This window comes from Pantoea sp. B65 (assembly GCF_047308185.1).
In the GTDB taxonomy this organism is placed as follows: Bacteria; Pseudomonadota; Gammaproteobacteria; order Enterobacterales; family Enterobacteriaceae; genus Erwinia.
Map to the genome: position 1 here is coordinate 27,743 of NZ_JAHXPU010000017.1, position 26,992 is coordinate 54,734.

The 26,992-nt window shown below is 55.2% G+C and carries 26 protein-coding genes; 18 read left to right on the forward strand and 8 right to left on the reverse strand.

Annotated features, from left to right (window positions below):
* Window positions 1-26 precede the first annotated feature (26 nt).
* Genes JWF83_RS07000 through uraH form a run of 4 tightly spaced genes read left to right on the forward strand, consistent with a single transcriptional unit; the run spans window position 27 to window position 3,365 of the window.
* Window positions 27-1,265, forward strand: a complete 1,239-nt coding sequence (locus JWF83_RS07000) for a pyridoxal-phosphate-dependent aminotransferase family protein (protein ID WP_413649476.1) — start codon at window positions 27-29, stop codon at window positions 1,263-1,265.
* Window positions 1,265-2,539 (forward strand): allantoate amidohydrolase, encoded by a 1,275-nt coding sequence (gene hpxK / locus JWF83_RS07005; RefSeq protein ID WP_413649477.1) that lies wholly within the window; start codon window positions 1,265-1,267, stop codon window positions 2,537-2,539. Before JWF83_RS07000 ends, hpxK begins: the two co-directional genes overlap by 1 nt.
* Entirely contained in the window at window positions 2,539-3,033 is a 495-nt protein-coding gene (gene uraD / locus JWF83_RS07010; protein ID WP_413649737.1) for a 2-oxo-4-hydroxy-4-carboxy-5-ureidoimidazoline decarboxylase, read from the forward strand. Before hpxK ends, uraD begins: the two co-directional genes overlap by 1 nt.
* Complete coding sequence (gene uraH / locus JWF83_RS07015; protein ID WP_413649478.1) at window positions 3,030-3,365, forward strand: hydroxyisourate hydrolase; 336 nt, start codon at window positions 3,030-3,032, stop codon at window positions 3,363-3,365. The genes uraD and uraH overlap by 4 nt, the downstream gene beginning before the upstream one ends.
* A gap of 592 nt (window positions 3,366-3,957) precedes the next feature.
* Here uraH and JWF83_RS07020 read toward each other — a convergent pair.
* Both JWF83_RS07020 and JWF83_RS07025 read right to left on the reverse strand, forming a co-directional pair.
* Entirely contained in the window at window positions 3,958-4,725 is a 768-nt protein-coding gene (locus JWF83_RS07020; RefSeq protein ID WP_413649479.1) for an amidohydrolase, read from the reverse strand.
* Window positions 4,713-5,873, reverse strand: coding sequence for a pyridoxal phosphate-dependent aminotransferase (locus tag JWF83_RS07025; protein WP_413649480.1), 1,161 nt, complete (start codon window positions 5,871-5,873; stop codon window positions 4,713-4,715). The genes JWF83_RS07020 and JWF83_RS07025 overlap by 13 nt, the downstream gene beginning before the upstream one ends.
* Window positions 5,874-6,023: 150 nt before the next feature.
* On the opposite strand from JWF83_RS07025, the gene JWF83_RS07030 reads away from it, so the two are divergent.
* Genes JWF83_RS07030 through JWF83_RS07040 form a run of 3 tightly spaced genes read left to right on the forward strand, consistent with a single transcriptional unit; the run spans window position 6,024 to window position 7,863 of the window.
* On the forward strand, window positions 6,024-6,638 hold the full coding sequence (locus JWF83_RS07030; protein WP_413649481.1) for a methylthioribulose 1-phosphate dehydratase: 615 nt from the start codon (window positions 6,024-6,026) through the stop codon (window positions 6,636-6,638).
* Window positions 6,635-7,324, forward strand: coding sequence for an acireductone synthase (mtnC, locus tag JWF83_RS07035; protein ID WP_413649482.1), 690 nt, complete (start codon window positions 6,635-6,637; stop codon window positions 7,322-7,324). Before JWF83_RS07030 ends, mtnC begins: the two co-directional genes overlap by 4 nt.
* On the forward strand, window positions 7,321-7,863 hold the full coding sequence (locus JWF83_RS07040) for a 1,2-dihydroxy-3-keto-5-methylthiopentene dioxygenase (protein WP_413649483.1): 543 nt from the start codon (window positions 7,321-7,323) through the stop codon (window positions 7,861-7,863). The genes mtnC and JWF83_RS07040 overlap by 4 nt, the downstream gene beginning before the upstream one ends.
* Window positions 7,864-7,901: 38 nt before the next feature.
* Here JWF83_RS07040 and mtnA read toward each other — a convergent pair whose 3' ends face one another.
* Window positions 7,902-8,924: an S-methyl-5-thioribose-1-phosphate isomerase gene (gene mtnA / locus JWF83_RS07045; protein ID WP_413649484.1), complete on the reverse strand. Its 1,023-nt coding sequence runs from the start codon at window positions 8,922-8,924 to the stop codon at window positions 7,902-7,904.
* A 122-nt stretch (window positions 8,925-9,046) separates the two neighbouring features.
* Here mtnA and mtnK point away from each other — a divergent pair, with 122 nt between their 5' ends.
* Window positions 9,047-10,246, forward strand: coding sequence for an S-methyl-5-thioribose kinase (mtnK, locus tag JWF83_RS07050; protein ID WP_413649485.1), 1,200 nt, complete (start codon window positions 9,047-9,049; stop codon window positions 10,244-10,246).
* Between the two features lie 487 nt (window positions 10,247-10,733).
* On the opposite strand, the gene fadE is transcribed toward mtnK, so the two are convergent.
* On the reverse strand, window positions 10,734-13,178 hold the full coding sequence (gene fadE / locus JWF83_RS07055) for an acyl-CoA dehydrogenase FadE (protein WP_413649486.1): 2,445 nt from the start codon (window positions 13,176-13,178) through the stop codon (window positions 10,734-10,736).
* A 226-nt stretch (window positions 13,179-13,404) separates the two neighbouring features.
* On the opposite strand from fadE, the gene lpcA reads away from it, so the two are divergent.
* Both lpcA and JWF83_RS07065 read left to right on the forward strand, forming a co-directional pair.
* On the forward strand, window positions 13,405-13,983 hold the full coding sequence (gene lpcA / locus JWF83_RS07060) for a D-sedoheptulose 7-phosphate isomerase (RefSeq protein WP_413649487.1): 579 nt from the start codon (window positions 13,405-13,407) through the stop codon (window positions 13,981-13,983).
* Window positions 13,984-14,034: 51 nt separating this feature from the next.
* Window positions 14,035-14,802: a class II glutamine amidotransferase gene (locus tag JWF83_RS07065; RefSeq protein ID WP_413649488.1), complete on the forward strand. Its 768-nt coding sequence runs from the start codon at window positions 14,035-14,037 to the stop codon at window positions 14,800-14,802.
* Here the strand turns inward: JWF83_RS07065 and dpaA are convergent.
* Window positions 14,773-15,513: a peptidoglycan meso-diaminopimelic acid protein amidase gene (gene dpaA / locus JWF83_RS07070; RefSeq protein ID WP_413649489.1), complete on the reverse strand. Its 741-nt coding sequence runs from the start codon at window positions 15,511-15,513 to the stop codon at window positions 14,773-14,775. The two genes, JWF83_RS07065 and dpaA, sit on opposite strands and share 30 nt — an antisense overlap.
* A gap of 361 nt (window positions 15,514-15,874) precedes the next feature.
* On the opposite strand from dpaA, the gene dinB reads away from it, so the two are divergent.
* Window positions 15,875-16,930 carry a DNA polymerase IV gene (dinB, locus tag JWF83_RS07075; RefSeq protein ID WP_413649490.1) on the forward strand — a complete coding sequence of 352 codons (1,056 nt, stop codon included), beginning with the start codon at window positions 15,875-15,877 and terminating at the stop codon, window positions 16,928-16,930.
* 56 nt (window positions 16,931-16,986) lie between these two features.
* Here dinB and pepD read toward each other — a convergent pair whose 3' ends face one another.
* Complete coding sequence (pepD, locus tag JWF83_RS07080; RefSeq protein WP_413649491.1) at window positions 16,987-18,444, reverse strand: beta-Ala-His dipeptidase; 1,458 nt, start codon at window positions 18,442-18,444, stop codon at window positions 16,987-16,989.
* Between the two features lie 253 nt (window positions 18,445-18,697).
* Here pepD and gpt point away from each other — a divergent pair, with 253 nt between their 5' ends.
* From gpt to crl, 3 genes are all read left to right on the forward strand, one after another.
* A complete protein-coding gene (gene gpt, locus JWF83_RS07085; RefSeq protein WP_413649492.1) occupies window positions 18,698-19,156 on the forward strand; it encodes a xanthine phosphoribosyltransferase in 459 nt (152 codons plus the stop codon).
* Between the two features lie 133 nt (window positions 19,157-19,289).
* Entirely contained in the window at window positions 19,290-20,537 is a 1,248-nt protein-coding gene (gene frsA / locus JWF83_RS07090) for an esterase FrsA (protein WP_413649493.1), read from the forward strand.
* Between the two features lie 56 nt (window positions 20,538-20,593).
* Window positions 20,594-20,995, forward strand: coding sequence for a sigma factor-binding protein Crl (gene crl, locus JWF83_RS07095; protein ID WP_413649494.1), 402 nt, complete (start codon window positions 20,594-20,596; stop codon window positions 20,993-20,995).
* Window positions 20,996-21,111: 116 nt separating this feature from the next.
* Here the strand turns inward: crl and JWF83_RS07100 are convergent, their stop codons facing one another.
* Window positions 21,112-22,215 carry a porin gene (locus JWF83_RS07100; protein ID WP_413649495.1) on the reverse strand — a complete coding sequence of 368 codons (1,104 nt, stop codon included), beginning with the start codon at window positions 22,213-22,215 and terminating at the stop codon, window positions 21,112-21,114.
* A gap of 244 nt (window positions 22,216-22,459) precedes the next feature.
* Here JWF83_RS07100 and proB point away from each other — a divergent pair, with 244 nt between their 5' ends.
* The 4 genes from proB to JWF83_RS07120 all read left to right on the forward strand — a co-directional run bounded on the left by proB (window position 22,460) and on the right by JWF83_RS07120 (window position 26,215).
* Window positions 22,460-23,563, forward strand: a complete 1,104-nt coding sequence (proB, locus tag JWF83_RS07105; RefSeq protein WP_413649496.1) for a glutamate 5-kinase — start codon at window positions 22,460-22,462, stop codon at window positions 23,561-23,563.
* Window positions 23,564-23,573: 10 nt separating this feature from the next.
* Complete coding sequence (gene proA, locus JWF83_RS07110; RefSeq protein ID WP_413649497.1) at window positions 23,574-24,827, forward strand: glutamate-5-semialdehyde dehydrogenase; 1,254 nt, start codon at window positions 23,574-23,576, stop codon at window positions 24,825-24,827.
* Between the two features lie 27 nt (window positions 24,828-24,854).
* Entirely contained in the window at window positions 24,855-25,481 is a 627-nt protein-coding gene (locus JWF83_RS07115) for a LysE family translocator (protein WP_413649498.1), read from the forward strand.
* Between the two features lie 176 nt (window positions 25,482-25,657).
* The gene (locus tag JWF83_RS07120; protein ID WP_413649499.1) at window positions 25,658-26,215 is read left to right on the forward strand and encodes a DJ-1 family glyoxalase III; all 558 of its coding nucleotides are present in this window, start codon (window positions 25,658-25,660) and stop codon (window positions 26,213-26,215) included.
* Between the two features lie 95 nt (window positions 26,216-26,310).
* Here the strand turns inward: JWF83_RS07120 and JWF83_RS07125 are convergent, their stop codons facing one another.
* Window positions 26,311-26,985, reverse strand: a complete 675-nt coding sequence (locus JWF83_RS07125) for an SDR family oxidoreductase (protein WP_413649500.1) — start codon at window positions 26,983-26,985, stop codon at window positions 26,311-26,313.
* Window positions 26,986-26,992: the final 7 nt, after the last annotated feature.

Sequence of the window (26,992 nt, forward strand, 5' to 3'; positions counted from 1 at the left end):
CAGGGCATTTACCTAAGGAATGAACCATGGATATCACTCACTACCCGCAAATTAATCCGCCACAGCGTCTGCTGATGGGACCGGGACCGATTAATGCCGATCCGCGCGTGCTGCGCGCCATGTCGAGCCAGCTGCTCGGTCAGTACGATCCGGCAATGACCAGCTATATGAATGAAGTGATGGAGCTGTATCGTGCGGTGTTTCGTACCGAAAACCGCTGGACCATGTTGATCGACGGCACCTCGCGCGCCGGTATTGAAGCGATTCTGCTGTCGGCGATCCGTCCGGGCGATAAAGTGCTGGTACCGGTATTTGGCCGTTTTGGTCATCTGCTGTGTGAAATCGCCCGCCGCTGCCGTGCGGAAGTGCACACCATCGAAGTGCCGTGGGGCGAAGTTTTTAGCGCGGATCAAATCGAAGATGCGATTAAAGCCGTGCGTCCGCGCCTGTTGCTGACGGTACAGGGCGACACCTCCACCACCATGCTGCAGCCGCTGGAAGATCTTGGCGCCATCTGCCGCAAATATGGCGTGTTGTTCTATACCGATGCCACCGCCTCTTTCGCCGGCAACCCGCTGGAAACCGATGCCTGGGGGCTGGATGCGGTGTCTGCCGGGATGCAGAAGTGTCTGGGAGGCCCGTCGGGCACCTCGCCGATCACCCTCAGCCCGCAGATGGAAGCGGTGATCCGTAAACGTAAATGCGTCGAGCAGGGCATCCGCACCGCCGCCCATCAGGATGGCGATGATGAGATGATCTACTCCAACTATTTTGATCTCGGCATGGTCATGGATTACTGGGGGCCGGAGCGTCTTAACCACCATACTGAAGCCACCAGCGCGCTGTTTGGCGCCCGGGAATGCGCGCGCCTGATCCTGCAGGAAGGTCTGGATAACGGCATTGCACGTCATAAGCTGCACGGGGATGCGATGCTGGCCGGTATTCAGGGCATGGGACTGGAAACCTTTGGCGATCTGTCGCATAAGATGAATAACGTGCTCGGCGTGGTGATCCCGCAAGGGATTAACGGCGATCAGGCGCGTAAGCTGATGCTGGAAGATTTTGGCATTGAAATTGGCACCTCATTTGGTCCGCTGGTCGGCAAAGTGTGGCGTATCGGCACCATGGGGTATAACGCGCGTAAAGATTGCGTACTGCAAACCCTCGCCGCGCTGGAAGCGGTACTGAACCATCTCGGCTTTAAAACCACGCAGGGCGCGGCGATGCAGGCGGCATGGGATCTGTACAGCAACGGGAGCCGCTAATGAGTGGCTGTCTGATGAACGCAACCGAAGCTGCACAGGCTGCCGCCCGGGTGATGGCCCGCTGCGACGCGCTGGCGGAAATCAGCGAAACCGCCGATAAGCTGACGCGCGTTTATCTGTCACCGGAGCATATGCGCGCCAATACCCGGGTGGGCGAGTGGATGGCTGCGGCCGGTATGCAGGTGTGGCAGGACAGCGTCGGCAATATTTGTGGCCGCTATGAAGCCGCCGCCGCCGGCGCACCGGCGCTGCTGCTGGGGTCGCACCTTGATACGGTGCGTAATGCCGGTCGCTATGACGGCATGCTTGGGGTGCTGACCGCTATCGAAACCGTGCACTATCTGCATCAGCGCCAGCTACGTTTGCCGCTGGCGATTGAGATTGTCGGTTTTGGCGATGAAGAGGGGACGCGTTTTGGTATTACCCTGCTGGGCAGCCGTGGCATCACCGGCAGCTGGCCGGAAAGCTGGCCGACGCATCCGGACGGTAACAGCATTACCGTGGCTGAGGCAATGGCCGATGTCGGTCTTGATGCCGGCAATATTGCTCAGGCCGCCCGTCAGGTAAGCGATATTGTCGCCTACCTGGAACTGCATATTGAGCAGGGGCCTTGCCTTGAACAGCAGCAGCTGGCGCTGGGGGTGGTCACGGCGATTAACGGCGCGCGTCGTCTGAACTGCCGCTTTGTCGGCGAAGCGGGCCATGCCGGTACCGTGCCGATGAAGCATCGTAAAGATGCCCTCGCCGCCGCCGCCGAGTGGATGGTCTATATCGAAAACACCACGCCACAGCACAATCCGCAGCTGGTCGCCACCGTTGGTACCTTACAATGTGCCCCGGGCGCGGTGAATGTGATCCCGGGCGAAGTGGACTTAACCCTGGATATCCGCGGGCCGGAAGACCAGCCGCTGGCGGTATTGCTCTCCGATCTGCTCACCCAGGCGGAAGCCATCGCCTTGCGTCGTGGTCTGACGTTTAGCGCGGATGAATATTACCGTATTGCCGCCACGCGCTGTGATGAGCAGTTGCAGTCGGCACTCAGCCGGGCGGTGACGCAAGTACAGGGCAGCAGTTTGTCGCTGCCAAGCGGCGCAGGCCATGATGCTATCGCCATTGCCGAACGCTGGCCGGTGGGGATGTTGTTTGTGCGTTGCGACCGTGGCATCAGTCATCATCCGGCGGAATCGGTGCTGGAAAGCGATGTGGCCAAAGCGGTTCAGGCCTACCTTCTGGCGGTGCATGATATCGCTGGCAACGGGCTGGGCAACAGATGATGAAACTGGAACAGTTTAATCAACTGACGGATGCCGCTGCGCGTGCCGCTATTGCCCACTGTGTGGCGCTGGCTGGCTGGAGCGGCGAACTGGCCGCCGCGCGGCCCTATGCTTCCCTTGATGCGCTGTTGCAGTATGCGGATAAGCTCGCCAGCCACTGGGATGCGGACGACCTGCAGCAGGCGCTTGCTGCGCATCCGCGGATTGGCGAGCGGGCGTCGGGGGCGGGTAAAGAGGCTGCATTGTCGCGCCAGGAGCAGTCGGCGGTAAACGACGACGACTCGCGACTGAAGCAGGCGCTGCGTAACGGCAATGCTGACTATGAACAGCGCTTTGGCCGGGTGTTTCTGATTCGCGCCAGGGGGCGCAGCGGCGAGGAGATGCTTGCCGAGCTGCAGCGCCGGCTGGCAAATGATCCACAGCAGGAACAACAGGAAGCGTTAATGCAACTACGTGAAATTACCCTGCTGCGTCTTAGGGAGAGTTTTCAATGAGCACCATTAGCACTCATGTACTGGATACGGCACTGGGTAAACCGGCCGGCGGCGTGGTGATTGCGCTGGAACAGGACAGCACTACCGGCTGGCTGCCGGTGGTAAAAGGCCAGACCGACAGTGATGGCCGTATTAAGGATTTTACCACTGAGCCGCTGACCCCCGGTCACTACCGGCTGACCGCTGAAATCGGCGATTACTTTGCCATTAGCGGGCGCGACGCGCTCTATGTCACGGCGCAGATCGATTTTATTATTCCGGCAACCGGCAGCCACTATCATTTACCGTTTCTGATATCGCCATGGTCGTGGTCCACTTACCGTGGCTCCTGATAACGCCCTTGCCGGGACGGTTGGCGCCGCCCGCAAAGCGGTGCGTTTCAGTACCGGAGCCATTGATGGCTCACCGGTATTGGCAGGTGGCGTGGCGTAAATCTGGCAAAGCGCAGCGGTAATAAGTGGTTCTGGTAAGAGAAATACCTAAAGAAATCTGATTTAATTACGCCCTCATTCGGTATTTTCCTCTTTATTTTCCCCACTAATCTTGCGTTATTACTACTGTTTTTGGCCGCTATCTTTGTTTTTTTCTCGAAAAAACAACGCGATCATTTTTATTCTTAGTTATTAGACTTATTGCTAATAGCATCTGACCGTGGCATTGATCTGTGAGGATATATTGGCATAATTGCCCGGCACCCCAAAAAAACACACTGGGTCGGCACCGGGGCAATTACCGTAGTATCAGGGTATTATAATAATTAACGCCGGGTGGTTTTATTGTAGTACCGGCGACACGACCTTCGCAGCACAACCGTAAGCGTGCCGTTTACGCGTCAGCAGACTAATTGGTAAGTTTTTTTACTGGATATAGCAATATTAATAACAATAAACGGCCTGCGGGGAGGGATCCCCACAGGCCGTTTCATTACAGGCGAAAGGCGTCGGCATCACGCCAGGCAGGAAACTTCTCGCGATATTCGCGCAATACTTCCAGCGATAGCTCTGCATCAAGACGGGCGGGCTGATGCGGCTCAGCGGCAGCCAGAATCTCACCCTGCGGGCTGATAATCCGGCTATCACCGCTGTACTGATGCTGGTTGCCATCACTACCGACGCGGTTACAGCCGGCAATATACGCCTGATTCTCAATGGCGCGCGCCAGCAGCAACGACTGCCAGTGCAGGGCGCGCGGCGCTGGCCAGTTAGCCACATACAGCGCCAGATCGTAGTCGTTCTGATTACGTGAAAACACCGGGAAGCGCAGGTCATAGCAGATCTGCGGCAGAATACGCCAGCCGCGCCACTCAATAATCTCACGGCGCTCACCAGCCAGATAGTGATGATGCTCATCACCCATGCGGAACAGATGGCGTTTATCATAGCTGTGCAGTTTGCCGTCCGGCTCGACCAGCAGGAAGCGGTTAACCGCACCTTTATCGGTCTGAATCGCCGCGCTGCCGCCCACCATGGCATTGGTGGTTTTAGCATGGGCCTGCAACCATTTGACTACTTGCGCCTGCGGCAGCGAACTTTTGGCCGCTTCCATGGCGAAGCCGGTGGTAAACATTTCCGGCAGGATAATCAGATCGCTGTCGTGTATTTCCGCCAGCAGAGTGTCAAAGTGGCGCAGGTTGGCGCCACCATCCATCCAGACCAGTGGTTGTTGCAGTACCGTCAGTTTTAAAGTCGACACAGGCGCTCCGCAGCAGCATCCAGCGTGGCTTCCTGTTTGGCGAAGCACAGGCGGATCAGTTTATGAGGAAAAGCATCGGCGCAGAATACCGACAGCGGGATCGCCGCCACGCCAACTTCTTTGGTCAGCCACTGGCAAAAACTGACGTCATCCAGATCGGAGATCGCGCTGTAATCGGCCAGTAAGAAATAGGTACCTTCACACGGCAGGAGCTGCAGCCGGCTTTTGGCCAGCGCCTGCACAAAGCGGTCGCGGCGGCCACGGTAAAAGTCCGGCAATTGGCGATAATGATCGGGCTGATCGCGCAGCATATCCGCCAGCGCCAGCTGCGCCGGGGTATTAACCGAAAAGGTCAGATACTGATGCACCTTACGAATTTCCGCGCTCAGGGCGGCGGGGGCCACACAGTAACCCACTTTCCAGCCGGTCATATGGAAGGTTTTACCGAACGACGAGACGGCAATGGCGCGTTCACGCAGCTGCGCATGCGCCAGCACGCTGGCATGCCCTTCGGCGGCAAAACAGATATGTTCATACACTTCATCGCTCAGCACATAGATTTCCTGCTCAGCGATCGCCTGCCAGAGAGCGGCAAAATCGCTTTGCTGCCAGACGGTGGCGGACGGATTGTGCGGCGTATTGAGGATCACCAGTCGGGTGCGCGGCGACAACAGGCTGGCAAACTGCTGCCAGTCCACGTTAAAGCCCGGTGGTTGCAGGGCGATACGCTTCATTACCCCACCCGCCAGCGTAACCGCGGGAGCATAGCTGTCGTAGCTTGGGTCGAAGCAGATCACCTCATCGCCCGGACGTACCAGCGCGGTAATCGCCGCGAACAGCGCTTCAGTGGCGCCGGCGGTCACGGTAATATCGCTATCGACGTCCGGCAGATGGCCATACAGTTCGGCGGTTTTAGTGGCAATGACTTCGCGCAGCGACTGCACGCCGGTCATCGGTGCATACTGGTTAGCGCCCTGGCTGACATGGTATGCCAGACGTTCCTGCAGATAGCCGGGGCCATCGAAGTCAGGAAAACCCTGCGACAGATTGATCGCCTGATACTGATGTGCCAGCGCGCTCATTTGCGAAAAAATGGTGGTGCCGAGCGCCGGAAGTTTGCTCTCGGGAATCAGGGGTGTTTGACTCATGAGTGTATGACCTATAGAGCTAATGTCTTGGAGGTGGAAGCCTGTGTTGCTGCCACTATAACACGATGTTAATATTTGGCAATCAAGACGCTTAGACGTCTAAAAGCTAACGAGAGTAGCGTTGCAAACACCTGAAAAATAAGGAAAGGTATGACGGTTTTAGCGCAATTGGACCAGCTGGTGGCGGCTTGCCACTGGATTGGCGCAAAAGGCTGGGCGCCGGCGACCGGCGGCAATATGTCGGTTCGCGCAGATGACAGCTACTGCCTGCTGAGCACATCAGGCAAAGATAAAGGCAGCCTGACACGCGATGATTTTATCCAGGTAGAAATAGCCAGCAACCGTGCGCCGTCCGGGCGTAAGCCTTCAGCGGAAACCGGACTGCATACCTTAATCTATCGTCTGTTCCCGGATGCGGGCGCCGTACTGCACACCCATACGGTTAATTCGACGGTGCTGTCACGGGTGGAAAAAGGCGCGGCGCTGCTGCTGCAGGGTTATGAAATGCAGAAAACCCTTGCCGGACAGCAGTCGCATCTCGACAGTGTGTCGATTGCGCTATTCGATAACGATCAGGATATCGATGCGTTGGCGCAGCGCATTGAACTGTTTGCCCGCGATACCCCTCTGCGTTACGGCTTTCTGCTGCGTGGTCACGGCCTGACCTGCTGGGGCAAAGATGTAAATGAGGCCAGGCGTCATCTGGAAGGGTTGGAATTCCTGTTTCTGTGTGAAATGCAACGACGCCTGCTGGAGGCCAAATGATTCGTGCGATTGTTACCGATATCGAAGGTACCACCAGCGATATTCGCTTTGTGCATAATGTGCTGTTTCCCTACGCCCGTCAGCACCTGGCGGCGTATATCGCGCAACACCAGCATCAGCAGGCGGTCAGCGCGGTGCTGAACGATCTGCGTAGCGAAATTGCGCAACCGGCCGCCACGCCAGAGCAGCTGGTGGATATCCTGTTTAGCTTTATGGACCAGGATCGCAAATCTACCGCGTTAAAAGCGCTGCAGGGGATGATCTGGCGTAATGGCTATCTGAACGGTGATTTTAAAGGTCATCTGTATGCGGATGTGCTGCCGGCATTACAGCAGTGGCAGGCACAGGGGATTGCACTATACGTTTATTCATCTGGCTCAATAGCAGCGCAGAAATTGTTATTTGGTTATAGCGACGAAGGTGATATCACTCCGCTATTCAGCGGTTATTTCGATACCCATGTTGGCGCCAAGCGCGAAGTTGCTTCGTATCGCAATATCGCCAGCCAGATCGCGCTGCCCGCCAGTGAACTGCTGTTCTTATCCGATATCCGCCAGGAACTGGATGCCGCACAGCAGGCTGGCTGGCACAGCGTGCAGTTAATTCGCGACGAGGCGGATGCAGTCAGCGTCCATCGTCAGGTAAACCGTTTTGATCAGATTAACCTGGAGCTGTTTTCCTCATGAGTGCATTGACTATTTTTACCGATACTGAAGCCACCCAGCCGGTCTGGCACAGCACCGATGCTGAAGCGATCCGTCAGCAGCTGAATGCCAAAGATGTGCGCTTTGAACGCTGGGCAGCCGATCGCGATCTGGGTGACAATCCGGATGCGGACACCGTGATCAAAGCTTATCAGCATGCCATCGATCGTCTGGTGGCCGAGAAGGGCTATCAGAGCTGGGATGTGATCAGCATGCGTGCCGACAATCCGCAGAGAGAGGTGCTGCGCAGTAAGTTTCTTGCCGAGCATACCCATGGCGAAGATGAAGTGCGTTTCTTTGTGGAAGGCGCCGGGCTGTTCTGTCTGCACCTTGATGGTAAGATCTATCAGATCCTGTGTGAGAAGAATGACTTGCTGTCGGTGCCAGCCGGAACGCCACACTGGTTTGATATGGGTTCCGCTCCGCACTTTACTGCCATCCGTATTTTCGATAATCCTGAAGGCTGGATTGCGCAGTTTACCGGCGACACTATTGCTGATGCTTACCCGCGTCTGCCATAAACCCGCTGCGGCGGGCGGCGTTGGCGCCGCCCGTACGCTTAACGCGGCTGAAAAATTCCTTCCGCCACCTGCGCAGGTGTCACCACCCCGGTATCCAGCACCCAACCGCTAATCAGCGCGGCGGGGGTAACATCAAACGCCGGGTTATAGACGCTGGCGGCAGCCGGCGCCCACTGCACCTGGCCAAAACTACCGGCAACACCGGTGACTTCGCGCGCATCGCGCTGCTCAATCGGGATCGCGGCGCCATGCGGACACTGGCGATCGAGGGTGGTATGCGGGGCGGCAACATAGAACGGAATAGCGTGATAGTGCGCCAGCACCGCCAGACTGTAAGTGCCGATTTTATTCGCCACGTCGCCGTTGGCGGCAATTCGATCGGCGCCTACCCAAATGGCATCGACCTGTTTTAGCCCCATCAGGCTGGCAGCCATTGAGTCACAAATCAGCTGGTAAGGGACCCCCAGTTCGCCCAGCTCCCAGGCGGTCAGACGACCACCCTGTAACAGCGGACGGGTTTCATCGACCCAGACATTGGCTACCTTGCCCTGCTGGTGAGCACGGGCGATAACGCCCAGCGCGGTACCGACGCCGGCAGTCGCGAGGCCGCCGGTATTACAGTGGGTCAGCAGACGGCTGCCGGGGCTAACCAGCGCGCTGCCTGCGGCGGCGATGCTGTCGCACAGCGCTTTATCCTCAGCCACCAGGCGTAGCGCCTCGGCGCTGAGGGCGGCAACGAAATGATCCTGCGCCAGCGCCAGTTTCATGCGGTCGAGATTGTTCATCAGGTTGACCGCCGTTGGTCGTGATGCGCGCAGCACCTCCAGCGCCACAGCCAGCTCTGCCTGCGGCATGCCGTTTTCCGCCAGCAGCGCCAGCAGCAGACTGGCGGAGAGGCCAATCAGCGGCGCACCGCGTACGCGCAATGCCTGAATATGGCCGACCAGCGTGGTAACGTCGGGAGTAGGGCACCAGATTTTTTCTTGCGGCAGTGCCTGCTGATCAAGGATCCACAGCTGATTGTCACGAACCTGTAAACTGGTGGTGCTGAATGTCTGCATCTGTTTTAAATCCATGTTGCGTTAATGCTGCATATTGTGCCAACATGCAGCGCGGATGTATAGACGTCTGAACGGCTTATTCTTATTATATCAGGCACAAAGTTTCGATGAGGAAGAAGGCAATGTCGCAATACCGTACGTTCACTGCAGCAGACGCTGTGGATTATGCCCGACAATTTGGTGGCCTGGACGATCCGTCCTCACTGGTGGACGCACAGGAAGTTGGCGATGGTAACCTTAATCTGGTGTTTAAAATTTTTGACCAGACGGGCCAGAGCCGGATTATCGTCAAACAGGCGCTGCCCTACGTGCGAGTTGTCGGCGAGTCCTGGCCTCTGACGCTGGATCGTGCGCGCCTTGAAGCGGAAACGCTGCTGGAACACAGTAAATTTTGTCCGCAGCATACCGTCAAACTTCTGCATTACGATACTGATTTAGCGGTAATGGTAATGGAAGATCTTTCCGATCACGCTATCTGGCGCGGCGAACTGGTGAAAGGCAGTTATTTCCCGCTGGCGGCGGCGCAGCTGGGTGAATATCTGGCGCAGACCCTGTTTCATACTTCTGATTTCTTCCAGCATCCCCATGCGAAAAAAGCCGATGTCATTCGTTTCACCAACCCGGAATTGTGTGAAATGACGGAGGATCTGTTCTTTAACGATCCGTACCAGCTGCATGAGCGCAATGCTTACCCGGCGACGCTGGAGAGTTTTGTCGCTGAACTGCGCGATGACCATCAGCTAAGAGTTGCCGTGGCGGGCCTGAAGCACCGCTTCCTGTCCCATGCCGAAGCGCTGTTGCACGGCGATATTCATAGTGGTTCGATCTTTGTGACGGCCACCAGCCTGAAAGCGATTGATGCCGAGTTTGGTTTCTACGGCCCGATCGGTTTTGACGTTGGCACGGCGATTGGCAACCTGCTGATTAACTACTGCGCGCTGCCGGGCTTGCTGGCAGCCAGGGAAGCGGCAGATGGGCGCGAACAGCGTTTAGCGGATGTCCGTGAAGTCTGGCTGGGCTTTGCTGAGCGTTTTCTTGCGCTGGCGGCAGAGAAAACCCGCGATCGGGCGCTGGCGTATCCGGGTTATGCCCGGGCATTTCTGCAGCAGGTGTTGCAGGATACCATTGGTTTCTGCGGCACCGAGCTGATTCGCCGTACCGTGGGGATTTCGCAGGTTGCGGATATCAAGAAAATCGCCAGCGAGCCGATGCGCGATGAGTGTTTGCGTCATGCTATCAGCTTAGGTAAGACGCTGATTGTGGCGGCGCCACATGTGCAGGATATCGATGCGCTGATTGCGCGTATTCGGCAAAACGGTTAAGGGTATTTCTGTTGCAGGAGTTTCTGGAATATCGTAGCTCCCGTGCTGCATCAGGCAGCGGGCGGAATAAATCCCGCCGCTACAGGGTCCGTAGGGGGCCATTTATGGCTCCCGTGTTGCATAAGACAACGGGCGGAATAAATCCCGCCGCTACGGATCCGGTAGGGGGCCATTTATGGCTCCCGTCCCGAAGGTGGCAGCAGTGCAAGTCATTGATACGGGTGGCATAAATGCCGCCCCTACAGAAGAATATCTGCCTCCTGATGTAGGGGAGCCATTAATGGCTCCCGTCCCGAAGGTGGCAGCAGTGCAAACCATTGATACGGGCGGCATAAATGCCGCCCCTACAGAAGAATATCTGCCGCCCTGATGTAGGGGAGCCATTTATGGCTCCCGTGTTGCATAAGACAGCGGGCGGAATAAATCCCGCCGCCTATGCCTCCAGGGACCATTTACGGATCCCGCCTGATTTATCACCCGGCTCGCTTTAAGCCGCCTCTATTTTCCGTGCCGGCGCGACCGTTTTTACCGGCTGGGTCGCCAGCGCATCGGCGGCAAAATCATCGACATTAATCGAACGCAGGCGACTGGCTTCGGCACGCGTCAGCACCTCCGCTTCCTGCTGATCAATCCATCCTTCCTGCAACCCACGCGTTGCCAGTTTATCCAGACGGGTAAACGACAGACTCTTCTTCAGTTGCTTACACAGCCGATCGTGGATCGCTTCCGCCGCCATCACATCCTGCAACGCTTCTTCCAGCTGACCGGCCGGGTTATGGGCGCCCGGGGTCAGATACTGACCGCGTCCGAGACGGGTGCGTGTCGCCGAAGGCAGTTGCAGAATGCGCGCCAGTTTATGATCCAGCCGATCAGATGGCGCCCGGCAGTGGCGACCGGTTGGGAAGATCACCACGCGCAGCATGCCCGCGATCAGACGGTTGGGGAAATTACGCAGCAGATCGTCCATCGCCAGCTCGGCCTGATTCAGCGCGTCCTGTACCCCCCAGTGCACCAGCGGCAGGTCGGCTTCATTGCGGCCTTCATCTTCATAGCGTTTCAGCGCAGCAGAGGCCAGAAATAGCTGGCTTAGCACATCACCAAGACGCGCAGAGATGCGCTCACGCCGTTTCAGACTACCGCCCAGCACCGCCATTGAAACATCCGACAGCAATGCGAGGTTGGCGCTGATGCGGTTCAGATGCTGATAGTAGCGACGGGTGGCGTCACGAGTCGGTGTTTTACTGCTGCGACCGGCGGTGAGCCCCAGCCACAGACTGCGTATCTTATTACTGCCGACATGACCAATATGGCTGAACAGCGCTTTATCAAAGGCATTAACATCGCCGCTCTGCGCCGCCGCCATCTCATCCAGCACATAGGGATGACAGCGAATCGCCCCCTGACCAAAGATAATCATGCTGCGCGTCAGGATATTGGCGCCTTCCACGGTAATCGCAATCGGCGCTCCCTGATAAGCGCGCGCCAGGAAGTTACTGCTGCCGAGCATAATGCCTTTGCCGCCGGCAATATCCATCGCATCCACGATGGCGCGCTGGCCGCGATGGGTACAGTGATACTTGACGATGGCGGATAACACCGCCGGTTTCTCACCCAGCACAATGCCATAAGTAATCAGCGCCGCCGCCGCATCCATCACATAGGCATTGCCGGCGATGCGCGCTAATGGTTCTTCAATCCCTTCCATCTTGCCAATCGGCAGCCTGAACTGACGGCGAATATGGGCGTAAGCGCCAATTGCCAGCGCGATACTTTTCAGACTACCGGTAGAGTTCGATGGCAGGGTAATACCGCGGCCCACCGACAGACATTCCACCAGCATCCGCCAGCCCTGACCGGCCATTTTTGGCCCGCCGATAATATAATCAATAGGGACAAAAATATTTTCGCCGCGGGTTGGGCCGTTCTGGAACGGTACGTTAAGCGGGAAGTGACGACGGCCAATCTCCACGCCGGGGGTGCTGGTGGGGATCAGCGCGCAGGTAATTCCCAGATCTTCCGTGGTACCCAGCAGGTGGTCCGGATCCGACAGTTTAAACGCCAGCCCCAGCACGGTAGCGATTGGCGCGAGGGTAATATAGCGTTTGTTCCAGCTAAGGCGCATACCCAGCACCTGCTGACCTTGCCAGTCGCCCATACAGACCACGCCGCTATCCGGAATCGCTCCGGCATCAGAACCTGCTTCCGGGCTGGTCAGGGCAAAGCACGGGATCTCCTGACCACGCGCCAGACGCGGCAGGTAGTGATCTTTCTGCTCATCGGTGCCGTAATGCTGCAGCAATTCGCCGGGGCCAAGAGAGTTAGGCACACCCACGGTAATCGCCAGAATGCCGGAGACGCCAGCCAGTTTCTGCAGCACTTTCGCCTGGGCATAGGCGGAGAACTCCAGCCCGCCGTACTCTTTCTTAATGATCATCGCAAAGAAGCGATGCTCTTTCAGATAAGCCCAGAGTTCAGGCGGCAGATCGGCCATTTCATGGGTGATCTGGAAATCATTGGCCATACGGCAGGCTTCTTCCACCGGCCCCTCAATAAATGCCTGCTCCGCTTCCGACAGCCGTGGTTGCGGGTAGTTATGCAGCTTCTGCCAGTCAGGATTACCGCGAAACAGATCGCCTTCCCACCAGGTGGTACCGGCATCAATCGCTTCTTTCTCGGTGCGCGACATCGGCGGCATCACTTTCTGGAAAGTATGCAGCAGCGATCTGGAGAACAGTGCCCGGCGCATCGGCAGAAAATTAAATGGCAGCAGAATAATCGCCAGCGGGATCAGCAACCATGGCGTCCACAGGGATAACATCGCCATAGCGGCTGTCCATACCAGTAGCAGCAGGCTACTGGCCAACAGATTTACCTGGTGGTAAAAGAGTGCGCTTATCAGCACAATCGTCGCGACAATACTGAGAACCATCATAGTGAACCGCTCCGTAAGTAGTAAGAGGTCTGACCTGTTTGAGCTATTGCTACAGGTTTAGAGCAGATAAAGTTTGTTAGCAATGTGTTTACATTATAATTACAACCTGGCTCACACTCCGGTCGCATCAAAAGACAAAGCTGCGGCTTGTGTTGCAGGACGCTTTTCGCCTTACCCCCATTCCGGTAAACTTGTGCGGAATTTCTTTCCCCCAAAGGACATCCCTATGTACCAGGACATAATTCGTGCCGAGCTTAATGAAGCAGCCGAGACGCTTAATAAATTTCTGAGCGATGATGCCAATATCCATGCTATTCAGCGCGCAGCAGTACTGCTGGCGGATTCGTTTAAAGCGGGCGGTAAAGTGCTTTCCTGTGGTAATGGCGGCTCGCATTGTGATGCGATGCACTTCGCAGAAGAGCTGACCGGGCGCTACCGGGAAAATCGTCCGGGTTATCCGGCGATTGCTATCTCTGATGTTAGCCATATCTCCTGCGTCAGTAATGATTTCGGCTATGATTTTATCTTCTCTCGTTATATTGAGGCCGTCGGCCGTGCCGGTGATGTGCTGCTGGGGATCTCCACTTCCGGTAACTCCGCCAATGTGATCAAAGCGATTGAAGCGGCGCGCGCCCAGGGGATGAAAGTGATCACCCTGACCGGCAAAGACGGCGGGAAAATGGACGGCGCGGCCGACGTGGAAATTCGCGTGCCGCACTTCGGTTTTGCCGACCGGATTCAGGAAATTCACATTAAAGTGATTCATATCCTGATCCTGCTGATTGAAAAAGAGATGGCTAAATAATTAGCGCCTTCCCCCGCCTGCGGGGGAATCTTTTGATTTTGAGGTCACATTATGTGCGAATTGCTCGGGATGAGCGCTAACGTCCCAACGGACATCTGCTTTAGCTTTACCGGCCTGGTGCAGCGTGGCGGCGGAACCGGGCCGCATAAGGATGGCTGGGGCATCACCTTCTATGAAGGCAAAGGCTGTCGCACATTTAAAGATCCGCAGCCGAGCTTTAACTCGCCAATTGCGCGGCTGGTACAGGATTACCCGATCAAATCACGCTCGGTAGTGGCGCATATTCGCCAGGCCAACCGGGGTGAGGTGTCGCTGGAAAATACCCATCCGTTTACCCGTGAAGTGTGGGGGCGTAACTGGACCTATGCGCACAACGGGCAACTGAAAGGGTATCGCCAGCTGGAAACCGGTCAGTTTCGTCCGGTAGGTGAAACCGACAGTGAGAAAGCGTTTTGCTGGTTACTGCATCAGCTGACTACCCGCTATCCGCGTACGCCTGGTAACTGGCCGGCGGTGTTTCGTTATATTGCCGAACTGGCGACGGAGCTGCGAGAGAAGGGGGTATTTAATATGCTGCTGTCGGACGGGCGCTATCTGATGGCTTTTTGCTCCACCAATCTGTTCTGGATCACCCGGCGCGCGCCTTTTGGCAAAGCCAAACTGCTCGATCAGGATGTGGAGATCGATTTTCAGAAGCAGACCACGCCAGATGACGTGGTCACGGTGATTGCGACTCAGCCGCTTACCGGTAATGAAACCTGGAACAAAATAGAACCCGGAGAGTGGGTGCTATTCTGTCTTGGTGAGCGCGAGGATTGATCCCGGTGCCGCCGGATGGTTGTTGATAACCGGATTGTTATTCAGCACATATTTGCCGGCATTCACGCTCACCGCTGGCGGCTGGCGATGCTCAACAAACCACGCATAGCCTGGCTGCAATTGCTTCCAGAACGCCGTGTAGTATGAGTTACGATGGCGCTGCATATTACTTTCCGTCATCCGGAACGGATAAATACTCACGTTCACTTCTGTCTGACCATTGTGCAGCGCAGCATTCACATAAGTAAAAATCTCATCCATATAGGCATTGGTCATGGCGTAGCAGCCAATAGAGACACAGTTGCCATGAATCATCAGATATTTACCGTCATAGCCCTGCTGACGATCGTACTCATTAGGAAAGCCGATATTGATCGCACGATAGAAACGGCTGTCAGGTTTTAGCTGACGCTGCGTGACGGTATAAAAACCTTCCGGGCTTTTAAAGTCGCCCTGACGCTGTTTCGGGCCGAGTCCGCCGGAGAAATTGCAGATGCGATAGCTATCCAGCAGACGAAATTCGTTGCCTATTTTTCCATACAGTTCAAGCGTTCGCTCTTCTTTGAAGATCTGAAGATAGACAGGAGTACCAATTAATTGTTTCTTTAATTCTTTGCTTACCGGCGCTAGCGGTTGAACTGGTTCCGGAGTGCTGGCCATACTAACGGCTGGCAGAAAGATCATCGCAAACAACAGTGCGATTTTGTCCATTCTGATTCCCTTGAAATAGAGGGTGTGTAAGTGCGACGTTGATACGCGTCATACCTCAGGTTGCCGATCCCGGTGACATAGATAGCTATGTTGCCGTCGATGCGCGGTCTGAGCACCGTTCTGCAACGCGAAATATTGAGGGTAAAGACCAACGTCTGATAACTGCATTATCGGAAAATTCCGCTATCGCAGCGCAACATTAACATCGTCTATTTTTTTATCAAGATGCTGGCTGAGATTATTCCTGAAAATGTCTGGGGTTATACCGACAGGCCGGGACGATCGCCGGGCCAGCTTGTCGCAGACCAGCTTGAACTCTTTGGTTTTGACTGTATACTTATCCAGTATTGCCGGAGGGGATATGCGTAAAATTATTCATGTCGATATGGACTGTTTTTTTGCCGCAGTCGAAATGCGCGACGATCCCCGCTTGCGTGATATCCCGATTGCTATTGGTGGCAGTCAGAAACAGCGCGGCGTTATCAGCACCGCCAATTACCCGGCACGCAAATATGGGGTTCACAGCGCCATGTCGACGGCGATGGCCCTTAAACTTTGCCCCCATCTGAAAGTGATCCCTGGCCGTTTTGAGGCGTATAAAATCGCTTCCCGCCATATTCGCGAAATTTTTGCGCGTTACACCTCATTAATTGAGCCGCTATCGCTGGATGAGGCCTATCTGGATGTTACCGATAGCGAACACTGCCAGGGATCTGCGACGCTGATGGCGCGCGAAATTCGCCAGTGTATCGCCGATGAACTGGATCTTACCGCCTCCGCCGGCATTGCGCCGATTAAGTTTCTCGCCAAAATCGCGTCCGATCTGAATAAACCCAATGGCCAGTTTGTGATTACGCCGGAACAGATGCCGGCTTTTTTGCAGACGCTGCCGCTGAAAAAAATTCCCGGCGTCGGCAAAGTCACGGCAAAAAAGCTGGAAGAGCAGGGGCTGTTTACCTGTGCCGATGTGCAAAAAAGCGATCTGGCGCTGTTGCTGAGACGCTTTGGTAAATTTGGCCGCGTGTTATGGGAGCGTAGTCACGGCATCGATAATCGCGAGGTGATCACCGAACGTGAGCGGAAATCACTGGGTGTCGAGCGTACGCTATCCGAGGATATTGATAGCTGGGAAGAGTGCCTGAAGATCCTCGATTATCTGTATGAGGAGCTGGAGCGACGCTTAACGGCGATTAAGCCGGACCGGCTTATTGCGCGCCAGGGGGTGAAACTGAAATTTAATGATTTCCAGCTGACCACTCAGGAACATGTCTGGCCGGTGCTGAATAAAGGCGATTTAATCGATCTGGCGCGGAAGACCTGGGACGAGCGGCGCGGCGGCCGCGGCGTGCGGCTGGTAGGGTTGCATGTATCGTTACTTAACCCCCAGCTGGAGCGGCAGTTGCTGCTGGGATTGTGATGGCAAAAAAACAGGCGGCAATATGCCGCCTGGGGAAATCATCAATCCGTCATCCCTTACTTCGCCGGGATCACCCGTAACAACTCGGTCAGCAGTTGCCAGTACAGACCCACGCTGGCGATATGTACCTGCTCATCCGGGGAGTGCGGACCGGTAATGGTTGGACCGATAGATACCATATCCATATTCGGGTAAGGCTTCTTAAACAGACCACACTCCAGACCGGCGTGAATCACCTGAATGTTAGGCTTGCGGTTAAACAGCTTCTCATAGGTTTCGCGCACCAGCGCCATCACCGGTGAAGTGGCATCAGGCTGCCAGCCCGGATAACCGCCTTTGGGTGCGGTTTTCGCGCCAGCCAGCTCGCCCAGAGAAACCAGCATTTCCACCACATAATCTTTACCGCTGTCGATCAGTGAACGGATCAGGCAGATAATTTCGGCTTCATGCTGCTTAATCGACACCACGCCAACGTTCAGCGAGGTTTCCACCACCCCTTTCATCACGTCGGAATTGCGGATCACGCCATTTGGCGTGCTGTTCAGCAGAGCGATAAAACGGTCGCGGCTATTGGCCGTTAACGCTTCGGCCTCACTGGCCAGCGGTTCAACCAGCACATTGATATTTTTATCTTTCGGGCTGACTTCATTCTGTAGCGTTGTCAGATAGCCAGTAGCGGCCGCTTTCAGCGCGTCCACTTTATCGGCAGCGACGGCCAGAGTGGCGAAGGCTTCACGTGGAATCGCATTGCGCAGGGTGCCGCCGGTGAAATCCACCAGACGCAGATCCAGCGCCTTCGCCTGAGTAGCAAGGAAACGCGCCAGCAGTTTGTTGGCATTGCCGAGACCGACATGAATATCGCAACCGGAGTGGCCGCCTTTCAGGCCCTTAATCGTCAGTTTCAGCGTGGCGAAGCCCGCCGGAACCGCTTCACGCTCAACCGGCAGAGTGGTGATGAAATCGATACCGCCAGCGCAACCCATATAGACTTCACCTTCCTCTTCCGAGTCGGTGTTGATCAGGATATCCGCCTGCAACCAGTCAGCCTGCAGACCAAAGGCGCCATCCATACCGGATTCCTCGGTCATCGTCAGCAACACTTCCAGCGGGCCGTGCTCAACGCTGTCGTCAGCCAGCACCGCCAGCGCCGAGGCCATGCCGATGCCGTTATCCGCGCCCAGCGTGGTGCCGCGGGCTTTAACCCACTCGCCGTCAATCCACGGCTGAATCGGATCTTTGGTGAAGTCATGTACCGTGTCGTTATTCTTCTGCGGCACCATATCCAGGTGCGCCTGCAGCGCCACCGGCTTGCGGTTTTCCATCCCTGGCGTGGCCGGTTTACGGATCAGAATATTGCCTGTTTTATCGCGGTCGACCCAGAAGCCTTTTTCGTTGGCCCAGGACAGAATATGTTCAGCCAGCGCTTCTTCATGGTAGGACGGATGCGGAATAGAGCAGATTTTGGCAAAAATATCCCACAGCGGCTGTGGTGATAGTTGAGACAGTTCAGACACGATAAGTCTCCTGTTTCGGCTACCGGTAAGCCCGGCGCGTCGCAAAGTTTCCAGTAAAATATGCCGCCAGTTAATCTGACGTGCCAGGCCAGAGAATACCACCGTTTAACGCAGCTTGCGCAACCTGGCGCGCTAAAAAGCTCCAACCAGGTGCACAGGTGCTGGTTTTTACCGCTTCAGATCCTTATAATCTCGCGCAACCTTTTTCCCATTGCATACTTTTTAAGCCAATACAGTTGGCCGGGATTCCTTTATGAGCGAAAAATACGTCGTCACCTGGGACATGTTACAGATCCATGCCCGTAAACTGGCTCAGCGCCTGCTTCCGGTAGCACAATGGAAAGGCATTATCGCGGTAAGCCGTGGTGGCCTGGTTCCTGCCTCACTGTTAGCACGTGAACTGTGCATCCGTTACGTAGATACCGTTTGTATCTCCAGCTATGACCACGATAACCAGCGCGCAATGACCGTGCTGAAACGCGCAGAAGGCGATGGCGAAGGCTTTATCGTCATTGACGACCTGGTGGATACCGGGGGTACCGCACAGGCGATCCGCGAAATGTATCCTAAAGCGCGTTTTGTCACTATTTTCGCCAAACCCGCGGGCCGCCCACTGGTTGACGATTATGTGGTCGATATCCCGCAGGATACCTGGATTGAACAGCCATGGGATATGGGCGTGGTATATATCCCGCCAATCGTTAAAGGCTGATAACCGGCTATTTTCTTAGCCTGTCACAAATCCAAATGATTACCACGCCCGGTTTTGCCGGGCGTTGTTGTTTCTGTCCGTCACTACGCTAAAATGATTTTCCGTCATGCTGCGCAGGAAGGAAAGCTTCAAAATGATCCCGAAAAATCTCAGTGAAGAGTTGTTCAAGCCGCGCTTTAAACATCCTGAAACCTCTTCACTGGTAAAGCGCCTCCATCATTCGACGCAAAGTGTGCAGTCAACCCTTGATGGTGAACATCACGCGGGCTGGTATCGCATGATTAATCGCCTGATGTGGTCGTGGCGCGGATTGTCGTTGCAGGAGATCAGCGAGGTGCTGGCACGTATTGCCGTCAGTGATGCTGAGCACACCAACGATCAACACCTCGATACGGTGATGGGTTATCGCGGTGGCAACTGGATTTATGAATGGTCGAAGCAGGCCGGACTGTGGCAACAGAAGGCACTGGAAACCACTGACGACAGCGCCGCCGGTGAATACTGGTTGCACGCCGCCAACCTGTTCAGTATCGCGGCTTATCCCCATATCAAGGGCGATGAGCTGGCGGAACAGGCGCAGACGCTGGCGATTCGCGCCTATGAGGAGGCGACGCCACGGCTGGCGGGCGAGCTGAAAGAGCTGGATTTTACCATTACCGACGTGGGCACCATTTCCGGCTTTCTCCATATGCCGAAAGAGACGACGGCGCCTTATCCGACGGTGATAATGTGTGGCGGCCTCGACACGCTGCAAACGGACTATTACCGCTTTTTCCATGATTATCTTGCCCCGCGTGGGATTGCCATGCTGACGCTGGATATGCCGTCGGTGGGGCTGTCGGCGAAATGTAAACTGACTCAGGACACCAGCTTCCTGCATCAGCAGGTCCTGCGCGGACTGGAGAATGTTCCGTGGGTAGACCATACCCGCGTCGCGGCTTTTGCGTATCGCTTTGGCGCTAATATTGCGGTAAGGATGGCGTACCTGGAACCTGCGCGCCTGCGCGCGGTGGCCTGCCTTGGCCCGGTGGTTCACAGCCTGCTGACCGATGCACAGCGGCAAAACAGCGTGCCGGATATGTATATGGATATGCTGGCCAGCCGTATCGGTATGGCCAGCGCCAGCGACAGCGCGCTGCGTACCGAGCTGAATCGCTATTCGTTAAAAATGCAGGGGCTGCTGGGGCGCCGTACGCCAACGCCAATGCTGTCGGGGTACTGGGAGAATGATCCCTTCAGCCCGGAAGAGGATTCCCGCTTAATTGTTAATTCCTCTGCTGACGGGAAATTACTGCCCATCACCTTCTCGCCGGTGTTGCAGAACTTCGATGACGCGTTGCAGAAAATTTGTGACTGGCTTGAGCGGCAGATAAAGAGATGAGTTGCTATTATTCAACAGTTTGCTAAAACGTAGGCAACACCAAAGGAGGTTAAACCATGACGTTACCGAGTGGACATCCAAAAAGCCGACTGATGAAACGTTTCGCTGCTCTGGGTCCGTATATCCGCGAGAACAAATGCGACAACGATCGCTTTTTCTTCGACTGTCTGGCAGTTTGCGTCAATGTTAAACCTGCACCTGAGGAGCGTGAGTTCTGGGGCTGGTGGATGGAGCTGGAAGCGCAATCCGATCACTTTACCTATGAGTACCATTTTGGCCTGTTTGATAAAGAGGGCAACTGGAAGCCAACGGCCATCAAAGGTAAAGAGAACAATCAGAAACTGGAAGAGACGCTGCGTAACTTCCATGAACGTCTGAAAGAGCTGCTGGCGGGAATGGAACTGGGATTAGTCCCGGCGGAACACTTTAATGATCTGCCGGTGAAACTCACTGCCTGATTACCCCCATTTGCGTAATAAAACAAGAAAGGCCGTTCACACTGTGAGCGGCCTTTTGTTACAGACACAAATGAGGGTAATACCACCGCATCCGTGGCGAGATGCGGGCAGACCGCTTAGAACTGGTACGTCATACCGACAGCAACGATGTCGTCGGTGTTTTTGCCCAGTTTGTTGTCTTCTGACAGCAGGTTGATTTTGTAATCAACAAACGCCGACATATTTTTGTTGAAGTAGTAAGTGGCGCCTACGTCAGCAAATTTAATGTAGTCGGCATCACCAATACCGTTTTCGACATCTTTCGCTTTCGTCTGCACGTAAGCCAGTGACGGGCGCAGACCGAAATCAAACTGATACTGAGCGACTAACTCAATATTCTGCATTTTGTTAGCGTAGCCGCTAACAGAAGTGCTGGTGCCGTTAACATCAGCGGTACCGCTGATTGGGTTCATATTGCGGGTTTCAGCGTAGGTTGCCGCCAGATAAACACCGTTATTGTCATATTTCAGACCGGTTGCCCAGGCTTCTGCTTTATCACCGGCGCCATAAGTGGCGTTTTTCTGGTTCAGCACGCGGTTCGAAGAAGAGACTGCGCCATTCAACGTCAGGCTATCCAGAATCTTATACGAGAGTGATGCGGCCATACCGTCGCCATTGGCGGTGGAGCCTTCACGCGAGCCGATGGTTTCATTTTTACCCTGATACTGTAAACCGAGCTTCAGGCCATCAACCAGACCAAAGAAGTTGTTGTTACGGTAAGTCGCCACGCCGTTGGTACGCGACAGCATATAGATATCAGCGCCGGTATAACCCGTACCGCCGAACTCAGGCATCATATCGGTGAAAGCTTCAACATCGTAGATCAGGCCATAGTTACGACCGTAATCGATTGAGCCGTAGTCGCCCGCTTTCAGACCGGCAAAACCTAAACGGGTTTTCGTCCCGGTGGTGCCATCGCTTTCAGCATTGCTGGCCGGCATGTGGTATTCCCACTGACCGTAACCGGTCAACAGGTCATTAATTTGGGTCTGGCCTTTAAAGCCAATACGGACGTATGATTTATCACCATCACTGTTGGTGTTATCACTCATGTAGGCCATGGCTTTAACTTTGCCGTAGAAATCCAGCTTGTTGCCATCTTTGTTATAAACTTCTGCTGCGTGTGCTGAAGTGGTCAGGGCCAGTGCGGCCGTGATAATTGCCAGAGCGCTCTTCTTCATTTAATAAACTTCCCGAATGAGTAAAATAACTTTTGCCATGGTGGCTCTTGTTAACGCAGGAACGTTTTACCCTGTGGGGATGAAAGATTTATGACATTTTTTCTGGTTTCTTGTTAATTGCGAACTTTTGGTCTACTGCATTGTCAGCGCTATTTTGTGCTTTTCCCATACTGGCTGTTGGCTTAACCCGCCACACCTGATTAAATGGCTGTTTGCAGACTTTTTTTAGCAACGGCAGGAAATAATGAGCGGCAGTCAGACCCTGGTGGTTAAATTAGGTACCAGCGTCCTTACCGGCGGATCTCGTCGGTTAAATCGGGCACATATCGTTGAGTTGGTTCGCCAGTGCGCACAGCAGCACGCGGCCGGACATCGTATCGTCATTGTCACCTCGGGCGCGATGGCCGCCGGACGGGAACATCTTGGCTACCCCGAATTGCCGCCCACCATCGCCTCAAAGCAGCTGCTGGCTGCGGTGGGGCAGAGTCGTTTAATCCAGTTATGGGAACAGCTGTTCTCAATTTATGGCATTCACATTGGGCAGATGCTGCTGACGCGTGCCGATCTTGAAGATCGCGAGCGTTTTCTTAACGCGCGCGACACCTTACGCGCGCTGCTTGATAACCATATCGTCCCGGTGATCAACGAAAACGATGCGGTGGCGACGGCGGAAATCAAAGTTGGCGATAACGACAATCTCTCTGCGCTGGCAGCAATTCTGGCTGGCGCCGACAAACTGCTGTTGCTAACCGATCAGCAGGGACTGTTTACTGCCGATCCGCGCAATAACCCGGCGGCGCAATTGATTAGCGATGTGCACGGTATTGATGATGCATTACGCACCATTGCCGGTGACAGCGTATCGGGTCTTGGCACTGGCGGTATGGCGACTAAACTGCAGGCCGCCGATGTCGCCTGCCGCGCCGGGATTGATGTGATTATTGCCGCCGGCAGCCGTGCGGGCGTGATCGGCGATGTGATTAGCGGTCAGCCGGTAGGCACCCGCTTCCATGCGTTGCAAACGCCGCTGGAAAACCGCAAACGCTGGATTTTTGGTGCGCCGCCGGCGGGCGAAATCGTTATTGACGATGGCGCCCTGTCGGCGATGCTGGAACGTGGCAGTTCGCTGTTGCCTAAAGGGATTCGCAAAGTTGAGGGCAACTTCTCACGCGGCGAAGTGATCCGCATCCGCAGCCTGCAGGGGCGTGATGTGGCGCATGGTGTTTCGCGCTATAACAGCGATGCGATGCGGATGATTGCCGGCCATCACAGCCAGCAAATCAGTGAAATTCTCGGTTATGAATATGGTCCGGTTGCTGTGCACCGTGACGATATGATTGTCAGTTAAGGAGTCTTCGATGCTTGAGGAAATGGGTAAAGCCGCGAAAGCCGCCTCTTACCAACTTGCGGTGTTATCCACCGCGCAAAAAAATCAGGTTCTGCTGACTATCGCTGACAGTCTTGAAGCGCAGAGCGCGGAAATACTGGCGGCCAATGAACTGGATCTTGCCGATGCGCGCCAGAACGGTATGAGCGCGGCATTACTGGATCGCCTGACGCTGGATGCGGCGCGCCTGAAAGGTATCGCCAACGATGTGCGCCAGGTTTGCCGCCTTGCGGATCCGGTGGGGTTACTGATTGATGGCGGCCAGCTGGATAGCGGCCTGCGTATCGAACGTCGCCGCGTGCCGCTCGGCGTGGTGGGCGTGATTTATGAAGCGCGCCCTAACGTGACGGTGGATGTCGCCTCGCTCTGCCTGAAAACCGGTAATGCGGTGATTCTGCGCGGCGGTAAAGAGACCTTTCGCACCAATGGCGCCACGGTACGGGTTATTCAGCGCGCCCTGCAACAGCACGGCTTACCGGCCGGTGCGGTACAGGCGATTGAAAGCCCGGATCGCGAGCTGGTGAACCAGCTGCTGAAGCTGGATCGCTACGTTGATATGCTGATCCCGCGCGGCGGAGCCGGATTGCATAAACTTTGTCGCGAACAGTCGACCATTCCGGTGATTACCGGCGGTATTGGCGTCTGCCATATTTTTGTCGACCAGTCGATTGAAACAGATGCGGCGCTGAAGGTGATCGTCAACGCCAAGAAACAGCGCCCAAGCGCCTGTAATTCGGTAGAAACCCTGCTGGTACATCAGGCGATTGCGGCAACTTTCCTGCCTGCGCTAAGCAACCGGATGGCGCAGGAGGGGATTAAACTGCATGCCGATGCGCTATCCCTGCCGCTGTTACAGACCGGCGCCGCAGAGGTAGTGGCGGTGAAGGACGCCGATTACAATGATGAATGGCTGTCGCTGGATCTGAACGTCAAAGTGGTGGCGGATATGGATCAGGCTATCGCGCATATTCGCGAGCATGGTACTCAGCATTCCGACGCGATTCTGACCCGCAGCATCCAGAATGCCGACCGTTTTGTGAAACAGGTCGATTCTTCTGCCGTGTACGTTAATGCCAGCACCCGTTTTACCGACGGCGGTGAGTTTGGTTTAGGCGCCGAAGTCGCGGTCAGCACGCAGAAACTGCATGCGCGCGGACCGATGGGGCTGGAAGCGCTGACCACCTATAAATGGATCGCTTACGGCGACGATACCATTCGCGGCTAACTCCGCGACTCTGGCAGGAGAAGTAGTATGACATTTTCGCACTGGTTACCTTTTGCTGCCATCGCGCTTGGCCTGGTTCTGACCCCCGGGCCAAATATGATTTATCTGGTATCGCGTTCCATCTGTCAGGGGCATAAAGCCGGGCTGATTTCGCTGGCCGGCGTGGCGCTGGGTTTTATTTTCTATATGATCTGCGCCGCCCTTGGCATTACCGCACTGGTGATGGCGGTGCCCTTTGCTTATGACGCGTTGCGCATCGCCGGGGCGCTCTATTTGCTGTGGCTGGCGTGGCAGTCAGTACGCAGCGGCCATTCCCCTTTTCAGCTGCGTACGCTCAAGCCGGACAGCCCGCGTAAGCTGTTTACCATGGGGCTGGTGACCAACCTGCTAAATCCGAAAGCTGCCGTGCTCTACCTCTCGCTGTTACCGCAATTTATCGACCCGTCGCAGGGGAGTGTGCTGACGCAATCCCTGACGCTGGGCTTTAGTCAGATCGTGATCAGTATGCTGGTAAATGGCGCCATTATCTTTACTGCCGGTTCGATTGCGCTGTTTCTGTCCGGACGTCCGCTGTGGCAACGGGTCCAGCGCGGATTAATGGCAACGGTATTAGCCGGACTGGCAGTGCGTATGGTGCTGGATGTGCGGAAGTAGGTTATTGCTTTCCCCGCGATGCCACTTTCGCTAAATGGTCTGGTATATCAAAAAAAATAAACCACCGTTTCATTTTTGTGATCAGGCTAACGTCATCACCACTACTCAAGCCGTTACTCTTAAGGACTTTGATGTTTAACCAGCGTTGCGATACTCATGCTGGAAGGGGATAACAGGTGAAAAAGGTTGCGGTGTTACTGGCTCCGGGATTTGAGGAAGGCGAAGCCATTGTTACGATTGATATTTTACGTCGGCTTAAGATAGAGGTAGAGACACTCTCCTGTATCGCCACGCGTGCGGTGGAGAGCTATCACCACATCCCGATGGTGGCAGACAGCACGCTTAAAGATGCATTCGACACTAATTATGATGCGGTGGTGTTACCCGGCGGGCCGGAAGGGAGCGTATTTCTGGCGCAAAGCGCCGAAGTATTGGACTTTATCCGTCGCCATGACGAACAGGGTAAATTAATCTGCCCTATTTGCTCCGCAGCCGCCAGAGTGCTGGGCGGTAATAATCTGCTGAAAGGGCGCCGCTACGTCTGTTCTGGCGATTTATGGCAGAAGGTGAGCGATGGCGTGTATGTTGATCAAAGCGTGGTGGAAGACGGTAACCTGATCAGCGGTAAAGGGTTCGGTCTGGTATTTGATTTTGCCTTTACCGTTGCCGCCCGACTACTGGGTGATGACCGGCCGGTAAAAGAACACGCTGAGCATATTTACTTTTCATGGTAAGCAGTTAACCCGGTTTCCGTTACTGACATAAGGCATTTTGCCTTATGTCAGCCATCCTGCTGCTGCGACCGGATTTCCGTGCCGGGCGTGGCTGATTACCAGCTAAGCACATTTCCCGCGTAATCGACATAATGATGTCCCCCTTTGCCGCGCCATTTATCCAGCTGATCGGCAATGCCATTGGCGCTTTGCGCCACGGTCAGGGTAGCATCGGCACCTCCCATATCGGTTTGTACCCAGCCCGGATGCACGCAGAGCAGCGTCTGCTGGTGTTTCGCCGTGGACTGCGAAAGTTCGCGCGACAGCATATTCAGCGCCGCTTTACTGGCGGCATACAAGGGATAGGTGGCGTGCAGATTTTCATTCAGACTGGCCAGCTGTGATGACATAAAAGCCAGAATGCCGGTTTTTGGCGTTAACAGCGGCAGCAGTTCCGCTGCACAGCGCACCGGAGAAAAAGCATTGCTGGTAAACAGGGAGAGAAGTTCTTCATCGCTGGCCTGGAGTAAGTCCTGATGTTCCGGACCATAGACCCCGGCATTCACAAAAATTACATCAAACTGGCTGGTACTAAGGGGTTCCTGCAACGCATTACGCTGTTCAGCGTCGTTAATATCCAGCGTTAGCCAGTCTATACCAGAGTGACATGCAGGAATGACATTGCGGGTAGTGGCGACCACCTGCCATCCGCGTTCGGCCAGCGTGTTCGCCAAACCTAAACCAATACCTCGTGAGGCGCCAATAATCAGAGCATATTTAATATCTTCCACGCAATCT

Excerpts from the sequence above, each read along its gene's own strand:
- JWF83_RS07030 (WP_413649481.1), top strand. The coding sequence starts at position 6,024 with ATGACGGTTTTAGCGCAATTGGACCAGCTGGTGGCGGCTTGCCACTGG.
- JWF83_RS07100 (WP_413649495.1), bottom strand. The coding sequence starts at position 22,215 with ATGAAGAAGAGCGCTCTGGCAATTATCACGGCCGCACTGGCCCTGACC.
- uraH (WP_413649478.1), top strand. The coding sequence starts at position 3,030 with ATGAGCACCATTAGCACTCATGTACTGGATACGGCACTGGGTAAACCG.
- dpaA (WP_413649489.1), bottom strand. The coding sequence starts at position 15,513 with ATGGACAAAATCGCACTGTTGTTTGCGATGATCTTTCTGCCAGCCGTT.
- crl (WP_413649494.1), top strand. The coding sequence starts at position 20,594 with ATGACGTTACCGAGTGGACATCCAAAAAGCCGACTGATGAAACGTTTC.
- JWF83_RS07065 (WP_413649488.1), top strand. The coding sequence starts at position 14,035 with ATGTGCGAATTGCTCGGGATGAGCGCTAACGTCCCAACGGACATCTGC.
- JWF83_RS07025 (WP_413649480.1), bottom strand. The coding sequence starts at position 5,873 with ATGAGTCAAACACCCCTGATTCCCGAGAGCAAACTTCCGGCGCTCGGC.
- mtnC (WP_413649482.1), top strand. The coding sequence starts at position 6,635 with ATGATTCGTGCGATTGTTACCGATATCGAAGGTACCACCAGCGATATT.
- mtnK (WP_413649485.1), top strand. The coding sequence starts at position 9,047 with ATGTCGCAATACCGTACGTTCACTGCAGCAGACGCTGTGGATTATGCC.
- dinB (WP_413649490.1), top strand. The coding sequence starts at position 15,875 with ATGCGTAAAATTATTCATGTCGATATGGACTGTTTTTTTGCCGCAGTC.
- JWF83_RS07115 (WP_413649498.1), top strand. The coding sequence starts at position 24,855 with ATGACATTTTCGCACTGGTTACCTTTTGCTGCCATCGCGCTTGGCCTG.
- fadE (WP_413649486.1), bottom strand. The coding sequence starts at position 13,178 with ATGATGGTTCTCAGTATTGTCGCGACGATTGTGCTGATAAGCGCACTC.
- gpt (WP_413649492.1), top strand. The coding sequence starts at position 18,698 with ATGAGCGAAAAATACGTCGTCACCTGGGACATGTTACAGATCCATGCC.
- proB (WP_413649496.1), top strand. The coding sequence starts at position 22,460 with ATGAGCGGCAGTCAGACCCTGGTGGTTAAATTAGGTACCAGCGTCCTT.
- JWF83_RS07040 (WP_413649483.1), top strand. The coding sequence starts at position 7,321 with ATGAGTGCATTGACTATTTTTACCGATACTGAAGCCACCCAGCCGGTC.
- proA (WP_413649497.1), top strand. The coding sequence starts at position 23,574 with ATGCTTGAGGAAATGGGTAAAGCCGCGAAAGCCGCCTCTTACCAACTT.
- hpxK (WP_413649477.1), top strand. The coding sequence starts at position 1,265 with ATGAGTGGCTGTCTGATGAACGCAACCGAAGCTGCACAGGCTGCCGCC.
- frsA (WP_413649493.1), top strand. The coding sequence starts at position 19,290 with ATGATCCCGAAAAATCTCAGTGAAGAGTTGTTCAAGCCGCGCTTTAAA.
- uraD (WP_413649737.1), top strand. The coding sequence starts at position 2,539 with ATGAAACTGGAACAGTTTAATCAACTGACGGATGCCGCTGCGCGTGCC.
- lpcA (WP_413649487.1), top strand. The coding sequence starts at position 13,405 with ATGTACCAGGACATAATTCGTGCCGAGCTTAATGAAGCAGCCGAGACG.
- JWF83_RS07000 (WP_413649476.1), top strand. The coding sequence starts at position 27 with ATGGATATCACTCACTACCCGCAAATTAATCCGCCACAGCGTCTGCTG.
- mtnA (WP_413649484.1), bottom strand. The coding sequence starts at position 8,924 with ATGCAGACATTCAGCACCACCAGTTTACAGGTTCGTGACAATCAGCTG.